The sequence below is a fragment of the Aquicoccus sp. SU-CL01552 genome (genome assembly GCF_040365005.1).
Taxonomy (GTDB): Bacteria; Pseudomonadota; Alphaproteobacteria; order Rhodobacterales; family Rhodobacteraceae; genus Antarcticimicrobium.
In genome coordinates, this window is record NZ_BAABWV010000041.1 from 1 (window position 1) to 2,564 (window position 2,564).

The following is a 2,564-nucleotide window of genomic DNA, read 5'->3' on the forward strand; positions in this document are numbered from 1 at the left end:
GCCCACACATGATGTGACCGCCCGGCACAAGGGCTATGTCCTGTCCCTGAAGCGCCGAAAGCAGATCGAAGAGGCCTTCGTCTGGGCCAAGACCGTTGGCGGTATGGCCCAGACGATGTATCGCGGCGTCGAACGGGGGCGCTCCCGCTTGATTCTGACAATGGCCGCCAACAATCTCGCCCGACTTCCCCGGCTACTGGCCGCATGAAGTAGAAAACAGGCACCAAGCGCAAAGGACCTTCACGCCGACGGCGCATTCCGTTCAAGGGGACATCCCAGACAGAGGAAAACCGTCCCTGTTCGGCGACTATTTCAGCACCCTTCTAGAGGTATAGCATTATTGTATTTTTCCCGCTTCGAGTTCCTTTATCTTTAATTCTGCGGCGGACAGTTCTGCCCTAAGTTTCGAATTTGCATCAAGAAGAACGTCGCAGCGTTGGATGATCTCTCCCAAACGATGGCGTTCGTAAAAGTCTATGTATCCCAATTGTGGGGTTGGAATCTTCGATGTGACCACTTCCTTCACTTTTTTCATGAAGGAGTAAACTTCGGAAAAGCTTTCTTCGTAAGCTAAAGGGTAATTCGGCAGGTCGCTCAGGTTATCAGTCTCTTGGATTTCTAGTATTTCTTTGAAGGGCAGGAAGGTGGGCTTATACCTGAGGTAGTTGTACTTTACTGATTTTAAGATTTCTTTCGGCATGATAACTTTTCGATTTGCCAGCGTTGCCCAGAGCGCACAGTGATAGCTTTCAGTGATTACGATCTCATGGTTCGCAATAAAGTTTATTACATCTTCAATGTTGTGATAGTGGGATTTGTTTTCGAAATTATTCTGAAGTGCATCAGTATATCCCTTGTTGTGGAACATGGTGCAAATTTTCTTTGTGGGATTTTTTTCTTGAGCGAATTTTAGCAAGGGGTTCGCTGACGAGGCGCAGGGGGTGTACTCATAGCCATCCAATCCATAATCTCGGACGCCGCAGAGAGCGAAGCGGTTGATGTCTATATTTGGCTCCAAGTGTGTTGGGCGTTTATTTTTCTCGTCGTATTCTCCATTGTGTCCGCCGCCCCAAAAAATGACGGTATCACAAGATTCGCACAACTTCTGTATTGTTGCGTTGAACCTGGTCTGAAAATCCAGAAGTCCGCCGCCGCCCAGTATGACGACATCGTTTCTTCCAATTTCAGAGAAATAAATGCTGTCCATTGAGTGTAGAATGCACCCATATTTGGAAAAAAAGTCCTGAAAGTAAACATAGGGTGAGCATATGATGTCACCTTGATTTGAGTATCCCAAATGGGAAATTTTAACAAAGTGAATTCTCCGGAAGAAATCCATGTTAGCCCCTTGTGTCATAATCAGCTCTTTTCTAGCCGAATCCGTTATCTTGCGTAAGACTTGCCGGATTTTCCTCCTTTACACAAGGCTGTCAAAGCTTCTGTGGGTTAGGCTCTATGATCGGTTCGTGAACCGACTGGGTTAGCGGACTCTCCCGCGGCAGTCTTCGTCCGAGGGTTGCGCGGAAACGCTCGACTGAACACCTTATGTGTCTCGGCCCTGATATAGCTTCCCCGTCGCCGGTCCCGGCCAGGACAGGCGACGGGGTTGGATACAGCGCTAAACACCTTGTGGCATGACCACGTCATCTAGCAGGCTGATCCTGCCTCTCTTCACCGTTTCGAACAGTTGACGGCGTCCCGATTTGCGAGACCGCGAAGCATAAGGAAGAGAGAGTGCCATGATATCTGAGACTACCATCCTTGGGATCAGGGCAATCGCATTTGGTTCATGGCGCCGCCAAGGCACTGAGAATGTGTCGTAAAAATTCATCGTCCCAGCCAGCACGCTTGAGTTTGATGGAGAGGGAGCCCTTTGATGTGTCGCGCCGAACGACATCGAGGGCGCGGCGGCGCAGCACGGCGATGTTGCCGGGACCGTTTTCCTTGCGGTTGCGTGCAGCGTCCTCGCGAAACGAGACGTCGAGCTGCCAGTGCAGAGCGTTCTCGATGGCCCAGTGATCGCGGACCGTGGTCAGCAGGACCTCGGGTGTGGGTATCCAGGACAGGGCGAAATAGCGGGTCTCGGAGGTGACCTTTCCGTCCGCCTCACGGGTTGCCTCGATCCGGCCAAACCCCTTGAGACCGGGAAATTCATGATAGTCTCCCAGCGTGTTGGCCGATACGACCACGGCTCTTCGGGTCTCCTTGCGCCCATGGCCGGAGTCCTTGGAGACAGCCACGGGTTGGTCCTCCTTCGCCTTGCCGAAGCAGCTGCGGGCATCGGAAATCAGCGAGTCCTGGTTGCCCTTCAGCGCCAGACACCAATCGCCGCCTCCCGCATTGATCGCTGCAACCGTGCGGCGATTGCAATGAAGGGCGTCGCCGGTCACAACCTTGCCCTTGAGCGCGATCAGCCCGAGCGCTTCAATGGCCGCGTCCAGTTCCGTGCCCCGGTCGGCAGGCACGGTCGCCAACGTCAGACGCAGCCGCGTGGCATAGGCCGAGACCATCATGCGCGTCCGCGCGCTTTCGCCCGCATCGCGGGCGCCACGCAATGCCTTGCC

Annotated in this window: 3 protein-coding genes; 1 reads left to right on the forward strand and 2 read right to left on the reverse strand. The window is 53.4% G+C overall.

The features are described 5' to 3' along the window. A partial coding sequence (locus ABWV23_RS22235; RefSeq protein ID WP_353351881.1) for a transposase occupies positions 1-208 on the forward strand: 208 nt, incomplete at its 5' end. 129 nt (positions 209-337) lie between these two features. On the opposite strand, the gene ABWV23_RS22240 is transcribed toward ABWV23_RS22235, so the two are convergent. Then, positions 338-1,207: a polysaccharide pyruvyl transferase family protein gene (locus ABWV23_RS22240; RefSeq protein ID WP_353351883.1), complete on the reverse strand. Its 870-nt coding sequence runs from the start codon at positions 1,205-1,207 to the stop codon at positions 338-340. A 580-nt stretch (positions 1,208-1,787) separates the two neighbouring features. Continuing rightward, positions 1,788-2,564, reverse strand: a 777-nt coding sequence (locus ABWV23_RS22245) for an ISAs1 family transposase (protein ID WP_353351885.1), incomplete at its 5' end; no start/stop codon positions are given.